Here is a 14,559-nt window from a genome sequence, read left to right as displayed (position 1 = left end):
AGGTGTATGCAGGAAAAAAATCGAGGATTGGCCCTGTTTACTCTCCTGGTGTTCCTTTTTTTACTAGGGCCTTTGCTTATCATATCCGTTACGTCATTCGAAGGCGGAAATATTTTGAAGTTCCCGCCAGAAGAGTTTTCTTTAAGATGGTACGAAAATATTTTTAATGTGGAAATGTTTTTGGTCGCTTTTAAAACGTCCATCCTTGTTTCACTGGCAGGCAACCTTTTGGCACTGTTACTGGGAGTGCCGGCTGCCTATGCACTAAGCCGGTTTGATTTCAAAGGGAAAAGCGTGATTAATGCATTTTTCGTTTCTCCCATATTAATACCGGGAATTGTGCTCGGCTTTGCGTTTTTACGTTATATTGTGGGGGCTTATCAGCTTCCGATTTATGCGGCCCTGTTTGTGGGACATACTGTTATTATGCTTCCGTTCATCATCCGCGTGATTTCTTCAAGCTTATCAAACTTTGACTTTTCCATTGAAGAAGCGGCGGAGAGTCTCGGAGCCAGTAAATTGGGCACATTCTTTACAGTCGTCCTCCCGAATATAAAATCAGGAATTCTTGCGGCAGTCATGATCGCCTTCTTGGAATCCTTCAATAATGTAGACATTTCAGTTTATATGACAGGGCCTGGGGTAAGTACGTTTCCGATTCAGATGCTGACGTATGTAGAGAACTACTTCGATCCTACCATTTCGGCCATTTCCGTATTACTCATGTTCATAACGGCTTTCTTCATGTTTATAGTAGAACGGCTCATGGGATTGTCTTATTTCACAAAACGATAAGGAGGTAATGATGGATGGCTTTATTCACTTTACAAGATATATCTGTAGCATATAACAAACAGAATATATTAAAAGATTTCAATCTTGAGATTGAAAAAGGGAAACTGGTATCCCTTCTTGGCCCGAGCGGCTGTGGGAAAACGACTACCCTGCGTTTAATTGCCGGGTTTTTACAGGCGAACGAAGGGAAGTTTTTATTCAAGGAAAAGGACTATACGAAAGTGCCCGTCAACAAGAGGAATTTTGGCTTTGTGTTCCAAAACTATGCATTATTTCCGCATTTGTCGATATTCGATAATATTGCATTCGGTCTCCGTCTGAGAAAGATTTCTAAAAGTGAAATCGAAAAAAAAGTAATGAATGTGCTCGAAATCGTCAATTTAAAAGGGTTTGAAAAGAGATATCCCCAAGAGCTTTCCGGAGGCCAAAAGCAGCGGGTTGCGATTGCCAGGGCGCTGGTGATTGAACCGGACATCCTATTATTTGATGAGCCATTGAGTAATCTTGATGCCAACTTAAGGGTGAATATGAGGGTCGAGATTCGCCGTATCCAACAAGAGCTGGGGATTACAACGGTATATGTCTCCCATGACCAGGAAGAATGCTTTTCGATATCCGACCAGGTGGCGATCATGAATAAAGGGATCATCGAGCAGCTTAGTGATCCTGCAACCATTTACAAATATCCTGAAACCAAATTTGTCGCAGACTTCATCGGCTTCAAGAACTTCATTGACTTCGATAAGCGGACAGATCATGACGGTAAAATGGAACTGAACAAATCCGGATATTCATTTGTGCTGCACAAGGATGCACAGATGACCAATACAACGGGAAAAGTAGGAGCCATCAGGCCGGACGATCTGTTGATCAGGGAAAAAGATAACACTGGAGCTGTTCAGGAAAATAGTGTATCTGGCCGGGTTAAGGTAAGTACCTATCTGGGAAGAAGCTATCAATATGTCGTTGAAACTCCAATAGGGGATTTCACCGTGAACAAGGAAATGGCGGAATCCTACCGTACGGGTCAGGAAATCATCCTTGAAATTCCGAAAAACCAGATGGTGCTTGTTGACTAGCTTAGGAGGGTAAGTTATGCGAATGGATATGCTTGTAAGAGATATCAACGTGTTTAACAGCTATTTTAAAAGATTCATTAAAGGGAATGCAGCCATCAAGGATGGAAAGTTCTATTATATTGGAGACCGGGAATTGGATGCCTTCGAGTCGGATCGAATCGTCGATGGGCAGGGGAAGTATATGGTTCCAGGCCTGATCGATATCCATCTCCACATTGAAAGTACGATGGTGACGCCTGCGACTTTTTCCTACGGGTTAATCAAGAATGGCGTGACGACGATCGTGCCGGAGCCGCATGAAATGGCCAATGTTTTCGGAATTTCCGGTGTAAAGGAAATGATCAAAGCGAGTAAAGATTGCGTAGCGGACATGTTTTATGCCATCCCGAGTTCCGTTCCTGCCACATCGATGGAAACAACAGGCGGTTCTATCGAAATAGATGATATAGATGAATTGATGCAAACGGAGGACATTAAATGTCTCGGCGAGATCATGAATTACTATGAGGTCATAACCGACCCGGATTGCAAAACGAATAAGATTTTGTCCCATATCCGTTCCCGTTATCCAGATCTGATCATAGAGGGGCACGTTCCAAAGCTGCTCGACTTGGATTTGCAGAAGATTGTTTATGCCGGAGTGAATTCAGACCATACACACCAGACCGTGGAAGGGATGGATGCGAGGATCGCTGCCGGGATGTTCATTGAAATTCAAGAAAAATCAATGACTGAAGAAGTGATGGATTACTTGAAGGAAAATCAGGTGGATGAGCATTTCTGCTTTGTCACCGATGATGTCATGACCGACTCTTTCCAAAACAGGGGACATCTGAATGTCCTTTTAAAGAAAGCCATTCAAATGGGGATGACTCCGGAAAAAGCGATATATGCATGCACCTATACACCTGCACAGCGGATGAGGATGTATGACCGGGGCGCCATTGCACCTGGAAAAACGGCAGATTTCCTGCTGTTATCGGACTTGGAAACATTTGGAATTGAACAAGTATACAAAACAGGTGAGCTCGTTTATGAATCTTCACGGCCATATGTGCAAGAAGTGAAGGAAAGACAATTTCCTGGGCATTTCTATCAAAGCGTGAAGCTTGCCGAACTTACGGAAAACGATTTTACCATCACAATACCGGAACAGCTTGAACGCAGCAAGTGCCGGATCATAAACGTGCAGAATGGTTCTACTTTCACATCTGAAACCCATGATCATTTAGATGGGAAGAATGGTCAATTATGCTGGGAAGAAAGCCCTTATGGGTTGATCGCCACATTCGAAAGATATGGGAAAAACGGTAATCGGGCGCACGGGTTGATCACCGGCGATGTTTTGAAGCGTGGAGCGGTCGCCACAACCTATTCGCATGATAACCATAATCTCCTGGTGATTGGCCATAATAAGCAGGATATGATGATGGCCGCGAACGAAGTAATAAGGAAGCAAGGCGGAGTCTGCTGTGTTGAAGACGGCAAGGTCCTATCCATGATTCCACTTCCGGTAGGGGGGATCCTTTCCGAAGAGCCAATGGACATCGTATCAAGGCAGGTTCAGCACCTGACAGATGCACTTAAATCGTTAGGCTACGAACATTATAATGTCATCATGTCATTAAGCACCTTATCGCTTCCTGTCAGTCCGGCCCTGAAAATAACCGACCATGGATTGATCAACGTGAATGAAGGGAAAACAGTCCCTCTCATAATGAGTGATGAAGCTTAAACCGAAAAGGGGATTATCCACTGGATAATCCCCTTTTCTTAATGACTTAAGTGGATCAATAGAAAATTGAGCTAATTAAAACGGTCACATTAGGACGGCTTATCGTCATTTATATCTAGCTAATTAGGAGAGATGTTCAAATGTTAGCTGCACTTGTAAATAAAGGGGAATAATCTGAGCTAGAATAAATCCTCTTAATATCACTATTTATTTTCATATATTTTCCATAACGTCAAAGATATGATAAAATAGAGGGACAACTGAGGATAGAGTGGGAGGTCACTTTTTTGCTTTTCCATCTAATTATAGATGGGAAAGGGGGTGACCGTATGATGCATTTCTTATTGAACTTAATTACAGATATGGGTAAAGAGATATTTGTTGCTGTAGCAACCAGTCTAATCCTGTCTGCGTTCACCAGGAAAAGGAAAAAGAACCACTCATCCTCGCAAGATCGCAGTGGTTCTTCTTCTGACCAAGATTAAATTGTTTAGAAAAGTGATCGCTCACTCTTGCAGTTGTCACCCTCATGTTACCAGCATGGGGGTGTTTTTAGTTTATGTTAATATAAGGATATCATACCCCAATTCTAATGTAAATATTCAGAACTGAAAAGGGGAGTTACTGAAGCATTATGGCTGTTAAAGCCAATACCCCCTTGGTTACATGAATAGATTCGAAGGATGGCAAAAAAAGAATTGACTATTTCTTACTGATATGGTATGTTAGTTCCAATCTAAGAAAAGGTGTGGTGTTTTATGTCGGGAGTAGGTATCAACTAATTTAGTTGAATAAGGTATTTAATCACTGGTATGTCAGTGGATTAAGTATGCCTTTTCACAGTGCAATTCTGCATTGTGAATACCTACCTTAAGACTGCTTCCTTTTCCATAAATCGTGTAACATGCAGGTGTTACGGCGAAAAGCATGGTGGGATTTGTCCTATCATGCTTTTTTGTGTACGCAGGTCTATTCGAGCTGCCCAATTTGTTATCGATTTTAGGTACTTATCCATGGATAAGGCCGATGCCCGCAGGAGCTTTCTACTCAAATGGCTTGTTCATTTGTAAAGGTAGGGGGACCATTGCGGGCATTTTTGGATTCGGGAATTTTAATCACTCACTCATTCAAGGAGGATCATGGGATGAATACAATGACCTATGAAAAATTACAATATATCCAACTCAAGGAAATGGTGAAAAACCATTGCGTAAGCGGTTTAGGAAAAGCGTTGTTGGATCAGCTTAAGCCGAGCAGCATTTTGAAAGTCGTTAAAAATCGTTTGAACGAGACAACGGAGGCAAGGAACTTATTGAATGCGGAAAGCCATATTCCCTTGAAAGGCATTTCACATATTGGACTCCATATCGACAAACTGGAAAAAGGAATGATTTTGGAGCCGTCAGAGTTAGTGGCGATAGCAGACTTCTTAAGAGGCTGCAGGAATATCAGGAAATTCATGACCGATAAAGAGTTCTTTGCACCAACACTGCATTCCTATGCCCGGTCCATGACTGAATTCAGGAGCATTGAAGAAGAAATCCAATTCACCATAAAAGGAAATGCTGTTGTTTCCGAAGCAAGCAAGGACCTGAAACGGATCAGGAACCAAATCATCAAGACAGAAAGTAAAATAGAGGAACGGCTGAATAAGTTCTTGAAAAGCGGAGCCAATAAAGAGTTCATTCAGGAATTTTTCATCAGTAAAAAGGATGATCGCTACACAATTCCGATCAAAGCCTCCTATAAAAATCAAGTGGCGGGAACGATCGTGGAAGTATCTGCAAAAGGGGCTACCGTGTTCATCGAACCTGCCTCGGTGACGAAATTGAATGTAGAATTGGCCAGTTTAAAAGCGGAGGAATCGATGGAAGAGTATCAACTTTTGGCCACATTATCCGGAACGGTTTTCGAACAGCTGAAACCGATCAAGATAAACATCGAGTTAATCAGTCAATATGACATGATCTTCGCAAAAGCCAAGTTCAGTAAAAGCATGGATGCAATCGAACCGAAAATCAATGATCACGGTTATATTAAATTACAGGGCTGTAAACATCCCCTTTTGCCGCAGGACAGCGTACCTTTGGATTTTGAAATCGGGAAGGACTATCGCAGCTTGATTATTACAGGCCCTAATGCAGGGGGTAAAACAGTCGTCCTGAAAACGATCGGCATCCTTACATTGGCCGTCATGTCAGGGCTGCATGTTGCCGGGAAAGAAGGAACGGAGCTTGCCGTCTTCGATCAGGTATTCGTCGATATCGGTGATAATCAAAGCATTGAAAATGCACTGAGCACGTTTTCATCGCATATGAAAAACATCTCGGAAATCATGGGGGCATTAACCAATAACTCCTTGCTGCTGTTCGATGAAATCGGGAGCGGAACGGAACCGAATGAAGGAGCCGCATTGGCGATTGCCATCCTTGAGGAATTTTATCAGAGGGGCTGCATAACCGTTGCGACCACCCATTATGGTGAAATCAAGCGCTATTCGGAAATACACAGTGATTTCATGAATGCGGCCATGCAATTCAACAGTGAAACACTTGAGCCAAAATACAAGCTGTTGATCGGTCAATCCGGGGAAAGCAATGCTCTCTGGATAGCCAAAAAAATGAATGTTCGTGAACAGGTCCTGCAAAAGGCAAAGCTCTATATCGACAATAAAGACTACGACTTGGAGCGTGTCAAGGAAGGTAAAATCAAAAAAGCGAAGCCAACGGCCGTTCCTAAGGAAGCATCCTATGAATATGAAGTCGGTGACAAAGTGAAGGTAAGCGAACTGAATGGCTATGCAATCGTTTATAAGAAAAAGGATTCATACAATAATGTCACCGTTCTTTTCGAAGATACCTTCAAGGAGGTTCATGCCAGTAGGCTCGAGCTGGAAATAAAGGCAGTCGATTTATATCCTGAAGGCTATGATCTCAATACTTTATTTGTCAGCTACAAAGAAAGGAAATTGAACCACGACCTTGAACGGGGGTCAAAGAAAGCGCTAAAGAACGTAGCAGCGGATATCCGGAAGAAGCTTGGTGAATAACCTGATGTAAAAGCCAACATCGGCAGGGTATGAGTTCTGTATTTACAGGGGCTCATACCCTTTAATTTTCCCTTGATTTCTCGTGTGGATCATTATCAGTCACATCTATTGCATGACCAAACATTTTAAAAAGGAATACATGATGGGAACGTACTGTTGTTTAAACAAGAAAAGATTTTGGCAAGATGATCGATCGTTAGGTGAGGTAAAAAAAGTTTGCGGTTTTTTGCAGCTTGAGTTACAATCAATTACGGATATTAAAAGTCTGTAATAGTTTTAATTATGAGGTGCATCAATGAAGTATTCAAAGGCAACCAATTATGCACTACATACAATGGTGCATTTAACGATGGAACCGAAAGGTCAGGCGGTAAGCGTAGATCAGCTGGCGTACATGCAGGATTTGTCTCCGACGTACTTGTCGAAGATTTTGACGAAGCTTGTGAAGGCAGGATTAATTGAATCAGTGCCAGGGGCAAAAGGCGGCTACAGCATTTCACGCCGCGCACAGGACATTTCGTTTCTGGATGTTATTGAAGCGGTGGAGGGTCAGTCGGTGCTGTTCAACTGTGCGTTTGACCATGACGAAAGCGAGTGTATAATTGAGCGCGTGATGGTCGAGGCGGAAGGCAACATGAAGAAAGAACTGGCTGGACGAACGATTCAAAGCATTGCGGAGCAGATAGAAAAAAAACATGGTCATGAGACTAAAAAAGAAAAATAAATTTTTTTGCACAAATTAAGGATATTAAGGGTCTTTAATAGACTTTATAAAGAAGGAGTGTTTCATATGCTGGATTGTGTAATCATTGGCGGAGGACCTGCAGGACTCAATGCCGCATTGGTCATGGGGCGTGCTGGACGGAAAACAATTTTGTTTGATGAGGATAAACCCCGTAACCGGGTGACGCAGGAGTCGCACGGATTTATCACACAAGATGGGGTAAAGCCGTCAGAGTTCAAGAAGCGGGCAAGAACGGATATCCAGAAATATCCGTCCGTCTCCATTAAGGAGGAGCGGGTGGAGATTATTGAAAAAGCCAGTGGTGTGTTCCGGATTCAAACGAAAGGCGGAACGGATTACAAGGCGAAAAAAGTGCTTCTCGCAACAGGTCTTCGGGATGTTTTGCCGGAGGTACCAAGCATACAGAATGTATACGGAACAAGTGTTTTCAGCTGTCCGTTTTGTGACGGCTGGGAAATGCGGGGCCAAGCATTGGCGGTGATTGCAGAAAATGAACGGGCTTTTCATATGGGAAAACTGCTGTCAAACTGGAGCGATGATGTAATTGTGTTTACAGATGGCTATCAGATGCTTGATGAGGAGAAGGGTATCTTGGCTAGGCAGAACGTGACAGTCGTGGAAGAAAAGATTGAAGGTCTTGAATCGAAAGGAGGGCAGCTGACATCGATCCGGCTGCAAAACGGACAGGAAATCAAAAGGGAGGCAGGGATTGTGGTGACAGACTTGGTGCAGTCTGCTCCTTTTGCGGAACAGCTCGGCTGCGAGATCACTCCAAACGGCGGGATTAAAGTGGATTCATTTGGGCGAACAACGGTTGAAGGAGTATATGCATGCGGAGATACATCACTCAGCACCCCTTCCCAGCTGGTCATTGCGGCGGCGGAGGGCAATAAAGCGGCCGCTGGACTCATCATGGATTTAGTTGAAGCTGCATTTCTTTTGGAGGCATAAAATCCTTGACTGCAAAAGAGTATTTTTAAAAAGAAAAAGTTCTTTTCGTAAAGATTGTTGTTTTTAAAACGAAACGATTTAAGGTTGATTGGAGCGGATTGCGAGACTCCACCGCCCGCCCCGCGGAAAGCGAGCATCTGGAGGGGAAATCAACCACACCGCATTACTTGGTGAATAGCAACAAATTATGCGAAAACAGTCAAAGAAAAAGAACTAATATTTGTAAAGGGGATTGAGGCATGACAGAATTCTGGGAAGCAAGTTTTATAGAAAATCAAATGATGTGGGGATTTGAACCTTCAGACTCCGCAATCTTGGCAAAGGACTTTTTCCTTGAGAATAAAGGTAAGGATATATTGATTCCTGGTATTGGATATGGCAGAAACGCAAAGGTTTTTATTGAAAACGGAATAAATATAACAGGTATTGAGATTTCAAAAACAGCGATACATTTGGCAAGGCAAAATAGGCTTAATAATAGTATTTTTCATGGTTCGGTAACCGATATGCCTTTTGATGACAAACTTTATGATGGGATATTTTGTTATGCGCTTATTCACTTATTGAATAAGCGTGAGAGAGATAAGTTTATTAAAGATTGCTATAATCAGTTAAAGCCAAACGGATATATGATTTTTACTGCTATTTCAAAAGAAGCCCCGATGTTTGGCAAGGGCAAACAACTAGGTAAAGACTATTTCGAGATAATGGAAGGGGTAAAAATGTTCTTTTATGATTCCGATTCGATAAAACAGGAATTTGGAAAATATGGATTGATAGATTCTTCGGAAATTGTCGAGCCGCATAAGAATATGGAAAATAAGCCTCCATTTAAATTTACAATGATAAAATGTCAAAAAGAACTATAATACAAGTACATTGAAAAAAGGGCATGTTTTGATCAATCATTTTTCAACGCATGCTCGTTTCTATTTACTTGCGGCCGCCGACAAAGTGAAGGTAAGCGAACCGTGGATATGCAATCGTTTATAAGAAAAAGGATTCATGGATGATGACGTCGTTCTTGTGAATGGTACGATCATCAAAAATGCAAAAAAGCCTCTCTAAAAGGCTTCAATTGTTCGGGACTCCCGCGGAAAGCGAGTGCACTACGTTCCAATCAGCGTTCAAATTGTCTACAGTCTGAAGCCTATCCAATGACAGGCTTTTTTGCGTTGTATCGCCAGAAGGCTATTTTACTGCATTCTTTTACTTCTATCATGATATAGATTAATTAATTCTGCATTTTGCTCATTCATCTTTTTTACATTCTTATTAATCGTGGCCAATTCCCACAGTACAGCTAATCCGAAGATTAGCATAAGCGTTAATAAATCCATCGTTGCCCTCCTATTGATGTTGTGTACCTTCAATTAAATGATTCTTTTCCGGATTCATTTTCTCGACTCGGGAAGGCAAGTTTTTTCTTTGATAATAATTGTTTTGAATCAATGCATATATCACTAAAAAAGTTCCCAGTAATTCGGATGATGTTAGTGATTTTCCTTGGATAAAAATGATGACCAACGTTGTTATTGGAACTAAATTGATAAATAGGATTCCATTGATCGGCGTTAAAAGTTTAATGCCTAAATTCCAGCTTAAAAGGGCAATGGCTCCGGGGAAAATAATCATGAAAATCATTTCGCCATAAATGGATTGCATAACTTCTGCTGTAGGGACAGACAGGCCCATTGCAGTTGCGAGGAATGTTATGATTGCTGATACTGCAGTTCCTAAGATGCACGTTAAAGTCGAATAGCGAAGTGTTGACCATCCATTAAATTGGTCGCCGCCCATCGTATATATAACCCAGCCTATAACCCCGATGAGAATGAAAAGGATAGGGATGAGGCTATCTTTCAATAAAAATAGGAATGATATGTCGCCATTGGTAATGACAAGAATGGCCCCTATCAAGGCAATGAACATGCTGGCGATGGTATACTTCATCGGTCTGGCATTTTTGAAAACCCACATTATCAAGATTGAAATCATGGGCATTAATGATTCCATGATGGAAGCGACAATCACCCCGTTATGTCCCAGTAAGTCTTGACCTGCGAAAATGAGAAAGTTGTATACAGTGAACGCCATCGTTCCAAAAAACAATAATTTCTTTCCTTTCCCTTCCAGGCTAAAGGCCTTCTTCCCTTCTTTAATTAAAAGCAATATCGCTAAAATTACGCTAACAGCCAAATATCGAAGAAAAGAGAAATAAAAAGGATCAATATACATTAAGGCCCTTTCTGCAACTGGAAACATCGCTCCCCAAGAAATGCTGGCTGTCAAACATAAAAGTGCACCGATTAAAACTTGATTTTTTTTCATAAAAGCTTCCTCTCAAAAATAATGATTGATTAAATTCCTATACACACCTTATGATAAAGTCATTATCATGTAAAATGACTTAAAATGAATATAATCATCATTATTAATGATAGTTGAGATAGGGGGGCACTTTTATGGAAATGCGGGATTTGCAAATATTCCAGTGCGTCGCTAAATATGGCAGCGTAAGTAAGGCGGCTGTTGAATTGAATTACGTCCAATCCAATGTAACGGCAAGGATTAAGCATTTAGAGCAGGAGTTACGGACGCCTTTATTCAATCGGCATAAACGAGGCATGTCTTTAACTGCAGAGGCTAGAAAAATGCTTGAGTATGTAAACAAAATTTTGCTTGATGTGGAAGAGCTCAAGCAAGTATTCCTGGATAGTGAAACACCTACAGGGATATTGAACATCGGTACAGTTGAAACGGTCAGCGATCTTCCCAGGATTCTAGCCTCTTATTATAAACAGTATCCCAATGTCGATTTATCCATAAAGGCGGGGATAACCGAGGATTTAATTAAAGATGTCATCGAACATAGGCTGGATGGCGCTTTTGTTACAGGACCGATTAAACATCCGCTCATTCAGCCATACGATGTGTGTACAGAAAAACTTGTATTAGTTACAAGAAATGAAACATTTAACCTTGAAGAAATGATTACAGAACCATTTTTAGTATTCAGTCAGGGCTGTGGCTATCGCTCTAAACTGGAACAATGGCTGAAAGAGGAAGAAGTGATGCCCAAAAGGATCATGGAGTTCAATGTATTGGAAACGATCCTAACCAGCGTAACACTCGGCCTTGGCATTACCCTCGTACCCCATTCAGCGGTAAATCACCTTGCAGACCATGAAAACGTGCACGTGCATGCAATTCCGGAAGAATACGGCAATATCTCGACGGTCTTCATTCACCGGAAAGATGCTTATATGACAAACTCCATGAAAAGCTTCCTACAAACCATCGAAGCTCATCATGACAGCCGTTTTAAGCAAAATCCTGGAACCACTCCTGAGCTAATATGAAACATATTCTTTACATAGAATGATGGGGGATCGCTGAAACCGATTATTAGGTGAATCTAACGATAACTTGGAAAAGCATTTGTGAATGATTTAGACAAAAAGCCAACGATTTCGTTGGCTTTTTGTCTGTACGATGATTTCAATTATCATACAGTCAAATTAAAGAAAAAATTCCCTTCTTAAACTAAACTGGTTGTTTAGCAAAAGAAAATTTGTATTACTTTTCATCAATTGGGAAAATATATAAATAATAGCAAAAAGGAGGGAACAAAGATGGAAGTAAATATGAGTGTTGAAGAAGTCGTGAATCAAATTTCTGAATTAGTAAAAAAAGAAGGGAAGACACCTCGAAAGAAAGAGGTAAAGAAGTCAGATCCGGAGTTAATGAAAAATGCATTGTATTATTTTCCTAGTTGGGATACTGCAGTAGAACAGAGCATTGGATCTTAACCATAAACGATACATAAACATTTATTTTTCAATTAGTATATATAAGGCAAGGGAAGTTATGAAGGCCGCCAATTGGCGGCCTTTTGAACGTGCGATTCTTTACATTAGGCTGTTTTCGCATACTTTGTTGCTATTCAATAAGTAATGCGGTGTGGTTGATTTCCCTCCAATGCTCGCTTCGGGGCGGCCGGTGAGCCTCCTCGGCGTGAACGCCTGTGGGGTCTCACCTATCCCGCTGCTCCCGCAGGAGTCTCGCACTTCCGCTCCAATCAACCTTATCGTTTCGTTTTAAAAACAACAATCTTATCTATCGAGTAGTTTAGTTGAATAAAGATATGGACGCATCAAAGGACTCCTGATCTCGATTAGGGAACTTTATTTCCGGCAAGCCCGTATTAATGTCGATGGCTTACGGATGCGTGAAGCGTTAACTGTTGAAAACGATTTCCTTAAAGTTAGTAAATGAATCAATTTCATATTTTCTTTTCGGAAAGAGTGCAGCATCAATCATTTTAAGTCTGATACTTGCAAAGAGGCATAGTGTAACTTTTTTTCATGTGGGACCGTATAATAATTTGTTAAAACACATGAAAAGAGGGTTCCAATGAAAAAGATATTGTTGATTTTGGCAGCCGTTTTTTTTGTAACAGGACTTAGTGCTTGTAAAGGAGTCCAGGAGGAAAATAAGGAATCTCCACCAATTTCAGAAAAGCCAAATGATAATCCTAAGCAAACCGACGAACAAGCTGAAAATCCTCCAGGTGAATCGGTCGATCCGACAAAAGATCGGCCAACTACGAAAACGGATAGGATCATATTAGAAGGTATGGAAGAATCATTTCAATTCACGCTTCATCATAGTCAGGCATTGGGATTCTCAACCTACATCGTGGATGACATGGTCGTTGAAGAGGCTAGTTCCGGTGAAGGAGATGCAATGATTGTTTTTGCAAATTTTGCAGGCAAGAGAAATGAGGATGCCAAAGTTCAGATATTTTCCAAAGAGGGTACGAATGCGACAATAGAAGAACAAGAGGAGTTTGCGAGGGAAGTTGTGATAAGCAACGATTTTGAGATTAAACAGCGACCTGATAATGCGCCCAACCGATTTGATTGGTCCGAGGTCGAATTTGACATTAGTCAGAAGGGCAGTAATTATTCAATATTAGGTACAGTGTCGGTTTTTCAACATGGCGACCGGGTTTACTATGCGATCGTTCAATACCCGGAAGAATATGAAGAAGGCTTCATACCGCGGGTTGTAAAAATGTTTGATGATATCGTATGGTATGAAGCACCTTGATCATGAGCTGAAATTGGAAATGATCATCGATTTTGTCTACAGTCTGGGAGCAGCCCTTGCTGCTCTTTTTTATGTTGTTTGAATGACTGCTTTAAACCAGGTGAAGAAGGATAAATGATTGGTTTAGAGAATAGTTATGGAAAGGGTCATATATCTCAAAAAACGAATTTGATAGAAAATGGGTGAAGCAAGTGGAGTTGGATGCATTATATAAGACATATCAACCTTTTCTTTTTTCCATCGCATACCGGATGCTTGGATCGGTTACCGACGCAGAAGATATCGTTCATGATTTATTCCTGCAGCTTAAGCTTGATACCGAACAAATTAAGGACATGAAAGCATATCTTGCGAAAATGACGACAAATCGCTGTCTGAACTTTTTAAATTCAGCCCGTAAGAGAAGAGAGGTTTACACAGGACCTTGGCTGCCTGAACCTCGGGTAAACGAAACAGAGCAGCCTTTAGATAAGGTTGTAACGGATGAAACGGTTGCATATGCCTTCCTCGTTTTGCTGGAACAGCTTTCACCTGTTGAAAGAGCGGTTTTCGTGCTTAGAGAAGCATTCGCTTACAGCTATGAAGATATTGCCGAAATGCTGGAAAAGAATGAAGTGAACTGCAGAAAGATCTATAGCCGGGCTAAGCGGAAATTACAGAATGATCTGCCAGTCCATCCGGAGGATACGAAACATGTCGATCTTTTGGCAAAAAAATTCATAAAAGCATCTACGACAGGAAGCATTGAGGAGTTTTTGGATATCCTTACAGAAGATGTTGTCCTTGTTACTGACGGCGGAGGAAAAGTGCGTTCTGCACTAAATCCGATTGTAAACAAACAGCGCGTATCCTCCTTTCTTAAAGGAATTTCTGCTAAAGGAAGTTTCATAGGAGAACTTCTTCCGGTGATGGTCAATGGTCAGGAAGGAATCTTGCAAGTGAAAGACGGGAAGCCAGTCAAAGTCATCTGCTTTGAATTGGATTCAAAACAAAAAAATATCCGAAAAATCTTTATTGTTACCAATCCCGATAAATTAAAACATATTCCTGTTCCTTAATAGGGTAGACTGAGGGCTCGATTATGAACTGC

Annotated in this window: 14 protein-coding genes; 12 read left to right on the top strand and 2 right to left on the bottom strand. The window is 41.3% G+C overall.

What is annotated here, in order from left to right; translation table 11 throughout:
- Positions 1 to 6: 6 nt before the first annotated feature.
- From QNH43_RS22430 to QNH43_RS22395, 8 genes are all read left to right on the top strand, one after another.
- Entirely contained in the window at positions 7 to 795 is a 789-nt protein-coding gene (locus QNH43_RS22430) for an ABC transporter permease (RefSeq protein ID WP_192206492.1), read from the top strand.
- A gap of 14 nt (positions 796 to 809) precedes the next feature.
- Positions 810 to 1,874 carry an ABC transporter ATP-binding protein gene (locus QNH43_RS22425; protein ID WP_283915754.1) on the top strand — a complete coding sequence of 355 codons (1,065 nt, stop codon included), beginning with the start codon at positions 810 to 812 and terminating at the stop codon, positions 1,872 to 1,874.
- 16 nt (positions 1,875 to 1,890) lie between these two features.
- The gene (locus tag QNH43_RS22420) at positions 1,891 to 3,609 is read left to right on the top strand and encodes an adenine deaminase C-terminal domain-containing protein (RefSeq protein ID WP_283915753.1); all 1,719 of its coding nucleotides are present in this window, start codon (positions 1,891 to 1,893) and stop codon (positions 3,607 to 3,609) included.
- Positions 3,610 to 3,938: 329 nt separating this feature from the next.
- Positions 3,939 to 4,094, top strand: a complete 156-nt coding sequence (locus tag QNH43_RS22415) for a hypothetical protein (protein WP_283915752.1) — start codon at positions 3,939 to 3,941, stop codon at positions 4,092 to 4,094.
- A gap of 659 nt (positions 4,095 to 4,753) precedes the next feature.
- Positions 4,754 to 6,658 (top strand): endonuclease MutS2, encoded by a 1,905-nt coding sequence (locus tag QNH43_RS22410; RefSeq protein WP_283915751.1) that lies wholly within the window; start codon positions 4,754 to 4,756, stop codon positions 6,656 to 6,658.
- A 295-nt stretch (positions 6,659 to 6,953) separates the two neighbouring features.
- Positions 6,954 to 7,382, top strand: a complete 429-nt coding sequence (locus QNH43_RS22405; protein ID WP_283915750.1) for an Rrf2 family transcriptional regulator — start codon at positions 6,954 to 6,956, stop codon at positions 7,380 to 7,382.
- 66 nt (positions 7,383 to 7,448) lie between these two features.
- Positions 7,449 to 8,354, top strand: a complete 906-nt coding sequence (locus tag QNH43_RS22400; protein ID WP_283915749.1) for an NAD(P)/FAD-dependent oxidoreductase — start codon at positions 7,449 to 7,451, stop codon at positions 8,352 to 8,354.
- Positions 8,355 to 8,593: 239 nt separating this feature from the next.
- Positions 8,594 to 9,223, top strand: a complete 630-nt coding sequence (locus QNH43_RS22395; protein ID WP_283915748.1) for a class I SAM-dependent methyltransferase — start codon at positions 8,594 to 8,596, stop codon at positions 9,221 to 9,223.
- Positions 9,224 to 9,550: 327 nt separating this feature from the next.
- Here QNH43_RS22395 and QNH43_RS22390 read toward each other — a convergent pair whose 3' ends face one another.
- Positions 9,551 to 9,694 (bottom strand): hypothetical protein, encoded by a 144-nt coding sequence (locus QNH43_RS22390; RefSeq protein WP_283915747.1) that lies wholly within the window; start codon positions 9,692 to 9,694, stop codon positions 9,551 to 9,553.
- Positions 9,695 to 9,704: 10 nt separating this feature from the next.
- Positions 9,705 to 10,685 (bottom strand): DMT family transporter, encoded by a 981-nt coding sequence (locus QNH43_RS22385; protein ID WP_283915746.1) that lies wholly within the window; start codon positions 10,683 to 10,685, stop codon positions 9,705 to 9,707.
- Between the two features lie 134 nt (positions 10,686 to 10,819).
- Between QNH43_RS22385 and QNH43_RS22380 the strand changes: the two genes are divergently transcribed.
- The 4 genes from QNH43_RS22380 to QNH43_RS22365 all read left to right on the top strand — a co-directional run bounded on the left by QNH43_RS22380 (position 10,820) and on the right by QNH43_RS22365 (position 14,527).
- Positions 10,820 to 11,716, top strand: coding sequence for a LysR family transcriptional regulator (locus QNH43_RS22380; RefSeq protein ID WP_283915745.1), 897 nt, complete (start codon positions 10,820 to 10,822; stop codon positions 11,714 to 11,716).
- Positions 11,717 to 11,989: 273 nt separating this feature from the next.
- Positions 11,990 to 12,166, top strand: coding sequence for a hypothetical protein (locus QNH43_RS22375; protein ID WP_283915744.1), 177 nt, complete (start codon positions 11,990 to 11,992; stop codon positions 12,164 to 12,166).
- A 604-nt stretch (positions 12,167 to 12,770) separates the two neighbouring features.
- Positions 12,771 to 13,469 (top strand): hypothetical protein, encoded by a 699-nt coding sequence (locus QNH43_RS22370; RefSeq protein ID WP_283915743.1) that lies wholly within the window; start codon positions 12,771 to 12,773, stop codon positions 13,467 to 13,469.
- A 191-nt stretch (positions 13,470 to 13,660) separates the two neighbouring features.
- Complete coding sequence (locus QNH43_RS22365) at positions 13,661 to 14,527, top strand: RNA polymerase sigma-70 factor (protein WP_283915742.1); 867 nt, start codon at positions 13,661 to 13,663, stop codon at positions 14,525 to 14,527.
- The last annotated feature ends 32 nt before the right edge of the window (positions 14,528 to 14,559 follow it).

Origin of the sequence: Peribacillus simplex, assembly GCF_030123325.1 — a bacterium.
Lineage (GTDB): Bacteria > Bacillota > Bacilli > Bacillales > DSM-1321 > Peribacillus > Peribacillus simplex_D.
This window is presented reverse-complemented; position numbering and strand designations above follow the sequence as displayed.

Bases quoted from the DNA above. Each gene is read 5' to 3' on its own strand.
- QNH43_RS22430 (WP_192206492.1), top strand. From the start codon at position 7: ATGCAGGAAAAAAATCGAGGATTGGCCCTGTTTACTCTCCTGGTGTTC.
- QNH43_RS22425 (WP_283915754.1), top strand. From the start codon at position 810: ATGGCTTTATTCACTTTACAAGATATATCTGTAGCATATAACAAACAG.
- QNH43_RS22420 (WP_283915753.1), top strand. From the start codon at position 1,891: ATGCGAATGGATATGCTTGTAAGAGATATCAACGTGTTTAACAGCTAT.
- QNH43_RS22415 (WP_283915752.1), top strand. From the start codon at position 3,939: ATGATGCATTTCTTATTGAACTTAATTACAGATATGGGTAAAGAGATA.
- QNH43_RS22410 (WP_283915751.1), top strand. From the start codon at position 4,754: ATGAATACAATGACCTATGAAAAATTACAATATATCCAACTCAAGGAA.
- QNH43_RS22405 (WP_283915750.1), top strand. From the start codon at position 6,954: ATGAAGTATTCAAAGGCAACCAATTATGCACTACATACAATGGTGCAT.
- QNH43_RS22400 (WP_283915749.1), top strand. From the start codon at position 7,449: ATGCTGGATTGTGTAATCATTGGCGGAGGACCTGCAGGACTCAATGCC.
- QNH43_RS22395 (WP_283915748.1), top strand. From the start codon at position 8,594: ATGACAGAATTCTGGGAAGCAAGTTTTATAGAAAATCAAATGATGTGG.
- QNH43_RS22390 (WP_283915747.1), bottom strand. From the start codon at position 9,694: ATGGATTTATTAACGCTTATGCTAATCTTCGGATTAGCTGTACTGTGG.
- QNH43_RS22385 (WP_283915746.1), bottom strand. From the start codon at position 10,685: ATGAAAAAAAATCAAGTTTTAATCGGTGCACTTTTATGTTTGACAGCC.
- QNH43_RS22380 (WP_283915745.1), top strand. From the start codon at position 10,820: ATGGAAATGCGGGATTTGCAAATATTCCAGTGCGTCGCTAAATATGGC.
- QNH43_RS22375 (WP_283915744.1), top strand. From the start codon at position 11,990: ATGGAAGTAAATATGAGTGTTGAAGAAGTCGTGAATCAAATTTCTGAA.
- QNH43_RS22370 (WP_283915743.1), top strand. From the start codon at position 12,771: ATGAAAAAGATATTGTTGATTTTGGCAGCCGTTTTTTTTGTAACAGGA.